5 protein-coding genes are annotated in these 8,810 nt (G+C 38.9%); all 5 read left to right on the forward strand.

Features of this window, described 5'->3' with window-relative positions; genetic code table 11:
• Positions 1 to 153: 153 nt before the first annotated feature.
• The 5 genes from KI375_RS26430 (at position 154) to KI375_RS26450 (ending at position 8,742) form a co-directional block, all read left to right on the forward strand.
• The gene (locus KI375_RS26430; RefSeq protein WP_212976355.1) at positions 154 to 1,461 is read left to right on the forward strand and encodes a coiled-coil domain-containing protein; all 1,308 of its coding nucleotides are present in this window, start codon (positions 154 to 156) and stop codon (positions 1,459 to 1,461) included.
• Positions 1,462 to 2,090: 629 nt separating this feature from the next.
• Positions 2,091 to 4,601 carry a glycosylhydrolase-like jelly roll fold domain-containing protein gene (locus KI375_RS26435; protein ID WP_212976356.1) on the forward strand — a complete coding sequence of 837 codons (2,511 nt, stop codon included), beginning with the start codon at positions 2,091 to 2,093 and terminating at the stop codon, positions 4,599 to 4,601.
• A 36-nt stretch (positions 4,602 to 4,637) separates the two neighbouring features.
• Positions 4,638 to 5,294 carry a rhamnogalacturonan acetylesterase gene (locus KI375_RS26440; RefSeq protein ID WP_212976357.1) on the forward strand — a complete coding sequence of 219 codons (657 nt, stop codon included), beginning with the start codon at positions 4,638 to 4,640 and terminating at the stop codon, positions 5,292 to 5,294.
• Positions 5,295 to 5,307: 13 nt separating this feature from the next.
• Complete coding sequence (locus KI375_RS26445) at positions 5,308 to 6,597, forward strand: hypothetical protein (protein ID WP_212976358.1); 1,290 nt, start codon at positions 5,308 to 5,310, stop codon at positions 6,595 to 6,597.
• Positions 6,598 to 7,191: 594 nt separating this feature from the next.
• Entirely contained in the window at positions 7,192 to 8,742 is a 1,551-nt protein-coding gene (locus KI375_RS26450) for an NAD(P)H-hydrate dehydratase (RefSeq protein WP_212976359.1), read from the forward strand.
• The last annotated feature ends 68 nt before the right edge of the window (positions 8,743 to 8,810 follow it).

Genomic DNA, 8,810 nt, shown 5'->3' on the forward strand with positions numbered 1-8,810 from the left:
AGTCAAATCTTATGTACTGTCACTTTTGCACTAGTAAAATACAACTATTGAGTTAGGATTTTCTTGAAAAGAGAGTCCGTCATACATAATTATAAACGAATAATCTTTCAGTCTATTAAAAAAGAAAAATATAAGGGAGTTTAGGGGAGAAAAATGAAAAAAAATAAATTACTATCTGTTAGTCTGACGTCTATCATCGGGGCAAGTGTGTTATTTTCTACTTTTTCTAGTTCGTCCGTATTTGCGAACGAAGAACTAGATCAAAAGATTGAGATGAAAAAGGAAGAAATATCGGCATTAGAGCAGCGTGAAGCAGAAATGAAAGCTCTCGTGGAGAAGCTGGATGCTAAAGTAAATGAGACAAATGCAAAAATTAAAGCCAATGAGAAAGATGTTGCGAAGACCAAAGATGAGGTAAAAGCATTAGAGAAAGAAATTGCGGACGTGAAGAAAAAAATTGAAGCTCGTTATAAAATGCTCGAAAAGCGAGCGCGTTCCATTCAGCAAAGTGGTAATGGCGTTACATCGTATATAGATGTACTTCTAAATGCCGATAGCTTTGGAGATTTCGTTGATCGAACCGTTACTTTGGCCAAGATCGTTGATGCTGATAAAAGCATTTTGGATCAACAAAAAGAAGATATCAAGACCTTGGAAGATTCGGAAGCAAAGTTAAACGATAAATTAGACAAGATTCAAAAAGAACTTAAAGAAATTGAAGGATTAAAGGAAGATCTTACATATCAAATGAATGATAAGAAGAGCATGTTGGCTTCAGCAAAACAAGAACAAAATAGTGCAAATGCTGACTTAAGTGATTTAGAAAATCAAAAAGCTGAATGGTTAGATAAAGAAAGAGAAAAGAAACTGAAAGCAGAAGCAGAAAAGCAAATTGCTAAAGAAGCCGAAAAGGAAGAATCATCTTCTGAAGAGAAAGAAACAACATCAGAAAAGAAAGAAACAACATCAGAAAAAAGTAATGAAAGTAAAGCAACAACGACATCGACAGCCGCAGTGAAAGAAGAGAAAACGACTGCTAAATCAACGACTCCTGTATCTAAGCAAGGGGTAGGGGCGATTGAAACGGCGATAAGTGTAGGATCATCAATCGTTGGAAACTCTCCTTATAAATGGGGAGGAGGTCGAACAACTGCTGATATCCAAAATAGAGTATTCGATTGTTCGGCGTTTGTTCATTGGGCATATGCATCAGGCGGGGTAAATCTTGGATGGTCAACAGATCAACTTGTGAATAATGGAAGAGCCGTAAGTGCTTCTGAAATGAAGAGAGGCGATCTTGTTTTCTTTGACACATACAAAACTAATGGACATGTTGGGATTTATTTAGGGAACGGCACTTTCCTTAATGATAATACCTCCCATGGTGTATCGATTGATTCTATGAGCAATACCTATTGGAAGGGCGCTTTTAAAGGTGTTGTACGACGTGTAGTTGAATAATTAGAGAGTTTTACTATGACAGGTTCTGAAGTGATAATTAATTGCTTTGGAACCTGTTTTTTGACGTTATATTTTATTAAAGAAAGATAAGAGATTTTTCGAGTGCGGAGAGGCAATAAGACTTCAACTGATTAAAAGTTCCCTTTATCACGACATGTGATAGTGATTCTATTATTCTATCCATTCTTGTCAAAACACTTTGCACAGATTAGTTAGAAGATAAGGAGAGAAATACGGGGTGGAAAATTAAGATAATTTAAATTTATTACTGAATTTTGTCTTCTCTTGTTTTACAATAAGGTAGAAAACTCGTTCTATGTTTTTTGTATAAGCGTACAATAAGGAATATTTAAACTTATGAACAAAAGCGCAAGCGCCTTGATCAGCCCGACAAGCAAATGTTCCTGAACCTAGGAAGGGGCTTTTTCCCTTCATAGGTTCAGGGTTATTAAGCAGAACATCGGCTAAGTTCGCCACGTCCGCATGTCTTCGCCGATGAACTCACATCCTGTGAGCTTCTCGGGCTAGACGCTGGAGCTGGAAACTCAAAATTACAACTTATTCACAAGCAACAATTTTATAATTTCTTAAGCTATAAAAAGAGTTAAAATCATAAGGAGTTGTGAACAATGAACACTTCGATTCAGGAGCAGTTTCTTCATCCTTCGGAAGAATTTACGCCCATTCCATTTTGGTTTTGGAATGATCGTCTCTCAAATGAGGAGATTCGTCGACAAATTCATGATTTTCATGAAAAAGGAGTAAATGGGTTTGTTTTACATCCAAGAATCGGAATCCCAATCGAGATAGAATACTTATCTGATCAATTTATGAACTTTGTAGAAGTCGCCGTGCAAGAAGCAGAACAATTAGGTATGTCTGTTATTTTGTATGATGAAGCGATGTACCCTTCAGGATCGGCAAATGGAAAGGTGGTAAAGGAGAATCCTGAATATGCAAGTCGCGGTTTGAAAATGATCGAATATTTATGTGTTACTGGGATTAATGAAGTTATTTTAGATTTAGAAAAAAATGAAAACGTTGTTTCTGCGCAAGCGATAAAAAAACAATCAGAGTCTGTAATTTATGATCATGAAACTCAGTTGCTTGAAGTAATGAATGACAAAGTCCAGCTTACTTGCCCAGAAGATGAAAATTGGTCGATTTTAGTTTTCGTTGAAACATTTTCTCGCGGGACAATTCGTGGTATTCATTTTGGAGAAGATGATAGAGAAGCCAATGCGCCAGCCTCTACCGATTTATTAAATCCAGATGCAGTGAAGAAATTTATTCAGCTAACACATGATACGTATTATGAAAGACTAAAACAATATTTTGGTCACACAATTATTGCAATGTTTACTGATGAACCCGATATATTAGGAAGAGGTTCATTACGTGGATTAAAGCCATGGACAGTGAACTTCCTAGAATTTTACAAAGGAAATGGAAATGTGGAAACTGACTTGCCTTTACTATGGTTTGAGGCTGGTGAAAGAACAGCTCTCGTCAGAAAAAATTATCGAAAAACCGTGAATGCGAAAATGACTGAATCATACTATCACCCGATTAGCAAGTGGTGTCATGATCATAATATTGCCTTAACTGGTCATCCAGCAGCTAGTGATGATATTGGGTTATTAGAGCATTTTCAAATACCTGGGCAAGATGTGGTGTGGCGCTGGGTAGCCCCTGAAAATGGAAAAGCGATAGGCGGGCACCATTCTACAGCGGGAAAATGCTCTGCAGATGCTGCCAGACATCGCGGCAGACGCCGAAATCTCAATGAATTTCTAGGGGTATGTAGTAAAGAAAGTGATTGGGCTTTAAGTCCAGGTGATATGAAATGGTATATGGATTGGTTATTAGTAAGAGGAGTGAATTTATTATGCCCCCATGCTTTCTATTATTCGATTGATGGGAAGAGACGAAGTCATGAAAGACCGCCTGATGTCGGACCGAATAATAGCTGGTGGCCGTATTATAAACAATTTGCGCAATATATGAAGCGTTTAAGCTGGCTCATGACCGATAGTACAAATGAAACAACCATTGCGGTTCTATGTGAAGAAGATTTTCTCCCTTGGAAAATTGTTAAACCATTGTATGAGAATCAAATCGAATTTAATTATTTGGAAGAATCCCTTTTACAATCCTTCAGTAAGATTGAGGATGGAGTGATACGAATTGCCAATCAAAAATATGAAGTTGTGGTTATCGAAGCAGATCATCGTTTAGAAAAGTCCATTATCCGTGCATTAGAGGTATTTATCGCTGGAGGTGGTCAAGTAATTGTTTGGCATGAGAAAAACAGCAGGCTATCTAATCTGCAAGCTACTTATATTTGCAAACCATCAGAAATTTTGGAAGCGATTCCTTCGTCGAATCGCAATGAGTTTCATTTGATTCCTAGTGACCCATCGATACGGCTAAGTAAGGTAAGAAAAGATCAGCTTATTTTCTATTTGCTTGTCAATGAAGGTGAAGAGGATTATCAAGGACAAATTTGTTTGAAGGAAGAGGGAAAGGTTGAAAGATGGGATCCATGGAAGTCTACGATAGAGGAATGTCCTATGTATGAAGATGGGATGTTACCGATTACTCTTTCACGCAGATCCTCGATTGTCTATTGCGTTGATCCTACTAAAGAGCCGTTTATAGAAATAGAGGAATCATTTGAACCACAGAAAAAGAAATTAACTTTAACGGAAGCATGGAAAGTCGATCATAGACTGCTCCCCTTAAAGGATGGTGTCCTACGGCCCTGGAATGATTGGGAGGGAATGGCATTTTTCTCAGGAACTCTTACGTATGAAAATAGCTTTCATCTTGATGAAATAGCCTCCATCGAACAACTTACGGTTGATTTAGGAGAGGTATATGAAATTGCTAAATTATTCCTCAACGAAAAGGAAATAGGAGCGGCAATGTGGGCACCCTATACATTTAATCTAGATCCGAGTTTTGTAAAGAAAGGGCGCAATATTATCCGAGTGGAAGTAACTAATAGTATGGCGAATCAGATGGATCAAATTTCGTTAAGATCAGGGCTGATTGGACCGGTTGAATTGGAAATTGAAATAAAGCCATTCAATCAAGAGAGGAAAGATGGGCAACATCTTCGTAAAGCGAATGGCTAAGAGAGACAATGAAATGTTACACGAGGAGTGTCATGTATGGAGAATAAGAAAATCAATGTTTACTTAGCAGGGGATTCAACTGTTCAAACTTATGATTCTAGTAGTTCTCCTCAAGCAGGTTGGGGACAATATATCGCTAATTATTTTATGGATAATGTACATTTTTTTAATCATGCAATTGGAGGTAGGAGTTCTAAAACGTTTATAAAAGAAGGAAGATTAGAAAGAATAGTGCAGAAGATGAAAGAGGGAGATTATCTTTTCATCCAAATGGGGCATAACGATTCTACGAAAACTCGTCCAGAACGTTATACAGAGCCTTATGATGATTATAAACAGTATTTGAAGCAATATATAAAAGTAGCTCAAGAGAAAAAGACTATTCCTATACTGATTACCCCAGTGGGACGACTACATTATGTAAATGGAGAGTTTCTTGAAGACTTTGGTGACTATTGCAATGCGATGAAGGAAGTGGCTGAGGAATATAATGTGATGTTGATTGATCTAATGAAGGAAAGTATCCATTATTTCTCTTCCTTAAGCTATAATCAAGTGTTTCCGTTTTTTATGATTTCAGTCAATGAAACAGATTGTACCCATTTTACTGAAAAAGGGGCTAATGAGATGGCGAGATTAGTAAGTGAAGGAATAAAAGGGTTAACCATTGAACTTTCTCATTACGTGAAATAAAGGAGGCTTTTATATGAGTTTAGAACAGGGGACCCAGCCACTAAAAAACAACAACTTGCTTCTTCAACCTATTTTGCTTGGAAAACTTGATCTCTCTGCTGCTGGGAAAAATACGAAGATGTATGTGGGTGATTTAACAGGCGATGGCAGGATGGACTTATTAATGGTTCAACCAGATGGAGGGATTGATGATCGCTATATCCCTCATCAAGTCCAATCAATGACTGCGTTTGATTTAGAAGGACGGATATTATGGCAAAGGGGAAAGCCAGATGCTCATCCCGGTGGACCCGGCTCTGATTATCCAGTGCAAATCTATGATATTGATGGAGACGGCCATAATGAAGTACTGTGTGTCATGGATAAGAAGTTTCATATTATAGAAGGCTCGACTGGAAAGATCAAGAAAGTGTATGATTTACCGTCTGAATATGCTCATGATTGTATCATGATCGCGAATTTAACAGGGGGAGATTTTCCACAAGATATCATTTTAAAAGACCGTTATAAGCAAATGTGGGCAATGAATAGAGATTTCCAAATGCTTTGGACGTATAAGGGAAATATCGGGCATTTTCCCTGGTTTTTTGATTTTGATGGAGATGGTCGGGATGAAGTGATGGCAGGCTATGATTTTTTAAGCGCTGACGGGGAAAAATTATGGTCTTGTGCAAATTTAGAAGATCATGCAGATTGTATATGGATAGGAAATGTAAATCCCGATTTATCTGATCATTATCAAATTGTTATTGGTGGCAGTGTGACTGTGATGTATGACCATTATGGAACAGAGATATGGCGATATGAAGGATCAATTGAATCCCAACATGTCAGCTTAGGAAAATTTCGAGACGACCTTCCCGGATTACAAATCGCTGGACTTGATCGCATTATCCGCGGTAACGAAAATGGAAAGGATGGTTTGTTCTTATTAGATGCAAATGGAAAAGAAATTTGGAAAGAAGATCGTAAAACAAAAGGCTGGCTCACCATCATTGAAACAATGAGTAATTGGGATGATCATCATTTAGATTATATTTTAGCTTATAGAAGGGGTGGGGGAGTAAACCCCACTTTATATGATGGGTATATGAACTCCGTACTACAATTTCCAGAAGATGGCTATGTCGTACATGCAGACTTATTTAGGAGTGGATATGAAAACGTAATCATCTACAATGACCTGAATGCTTATATGTATGCAAGTAAGCCCATTTCTTTATTTCAAGGTAAAAGAGGGGGACGATCTCAAGAAAAAAGGTTATATTCCGTGACACTATATCCAGGAGGAGAGTATGATTAGATTCAAAGGATCTTTTTGATAGCAGGTTATATCTGAAACAGGAGAGGAAACGATCTGCTGTTTATCGACTCTCTACCTAGGAATTTATAAAATTCTTGGCTTGTGGATAAATTATAATTTTGAGTTTTGTCGTCTAGCTCCAGCGCCCAGCGACTAGCAAACTTTCGGCTTCTGTTTGCGTAAGTCAACATCGGCTCATACTTCGCCGTGCTGTCTAGCTACAGACGGCAGGAGCGAGAGACTCGCAGGATGCGAGTCCATCGGTGTTTCGACAGGACGTCGAGCCTTTAACCGATGTTCCGCAAAATAACCCTGAATCGCAGAAGGGGAACTTCACCCTTCTTTGTTTCAGGAACATTTGCTTGTCGCTCCTAATCAGCCGTCTTTCGCATTTCATGTATCCTTTATCTTAGGGTTACAGGATGTAGGTAGAACAGCCGACGTACAGGATGTACTAGTGCAGACGTTGCGATTGTCGTCGCGTTTGAGTCTGCCGCCAGGACGGCGCGTTTTTAGCTGTTCATCCTTACTATGAAAGTTTGTACGTCGCTAAACGGGCGCTTGCACTTTTGTTCATATTAGGAGGGATGGGAAATGTATGTAGCAGGTCAGAAGGAAATGCAAGCTATGGATCGATATACAATAGAAAAAATTGGCTTGCCTGGGGCTGTACTGATGGAAAATGCTGGAGCTAAAATGGTTGAAGAAATAGTAGCCAGTACTTCTCAGCCACATCCGCAAATCATGGTTCTCATTGGAAGTGGAAATAATGGTGGCGATGGTTTTGTAATTGCTCGCAGGCTCTTTGATTTGGGATTTAAACCAATTGTCTGTCTACTAATTGATCCAGCTCGAATAAGAGGGGATGCCAAAGTCCATTGGAATGTGTATAAGAATCGTGATTTTCCTATATTTCATATCGAAAAGGAACACTTAGACAAGCTTCAAAATAAAATGTCTGAGGCTGATATTATTGTCGATGCTATACTTGGCACAGGTATTAAAGGTGCAGTTAGAGAACCATTGGCACAAATTATCAAGATGGTCAATCAACACGCCAATAAGAAAATGATTATTTCCGTTGATATTCCATCTGGTGTTGCAAGTGATGATGGAAGTGTGGAAGGAGTCGCCATTCAGGCAACTAAGACAATTAGTTTTGTCTTTCCAAAAAAAGGTTTTTTCTTACAAGCTGGTCCGCAATATATTGGAGTCTGGAAGACGGTTGATATTTCAGTTCCTCCATCTATTGTTGGAAAGTTGGGTTTAAACATGCCTAAGCTGATAACTGAATCACTTATTCAAGCTTCCCTTCCGAAGCGGCCTATCAATGGGCATAAAGGGACATTTGGTCATGTGCTTGTTTTGGGTGGTTCACGTTCTTTTATAGGAGCACCGACCTTTGCGGCAAAGGCAGCACTTTTCGGTGGTGCCGGTTTGGTATCTTTAGCGATCCCTGAAACGATTTATGAGATTGTCGCCAGTCAGCATCCCGAATTTTTATATTTGCCATTAGCGGAAAAGGACGGACATTTTTCTTGCGAAGCAGTGACCCAACTTTCAGGCAAATTACCGCAATATGATACAATTGTGATTGGGCCGGGGATGAGCCGGTTTTCTGAAGGTGAAAAGTGGTTAGAGGATCTTTTTAACGAACTGCAAGGACAATCGGTTGTCGTCGATGCGGATGCATTGTTTTTACTTAGAAATCAAATGGACTTGATCCGGGCGTATAAGGGAGATGTTATTTTCACTCCACATCCTGGGGAAATGGCTAATTTATTAAACTGTTCAATCAAAGATGTTGAAGAGAAGCGTCTGGAAATAGCGGAAAGCTTTGCTAGAGATAATCGGCTGTACTTAGTATTAAAAGGTCATCGAACAATCATTGCTACACCAGATGGGAACATGTATATAAATCCACATGGGCATGACGCACTTGGAAAGGGTGGGAGTGGCGATGTTTTGGCTGGTCTGATTGCTTCCTTTTCAGCCCAAGCAGTGACAGCAGAATCAGCAATTATCACAGCGACTTATTTACATGCCAAATCAGGGGAAGATCAAGCTAAAACATTATCCCATTATGGAGTAACCCCGCCAGACCTACTAGAAGGTGTGAGAAGGCAATTGAACGAGCTGACATAATGGCTAGACCTTCTATTTAAAAAACTAGCTATTCTTCCATAAAAACGATCTTCTATGAAAAAAATGGT

It is taken from the genome of Bacillus sp. J14TS2 (genome assembly GCF_018333015.1).
Classification (GTDB): Bacteria; Bacillota; Bacilli; order Bacillales; family Bacillaceae_C; genus Lederbergia.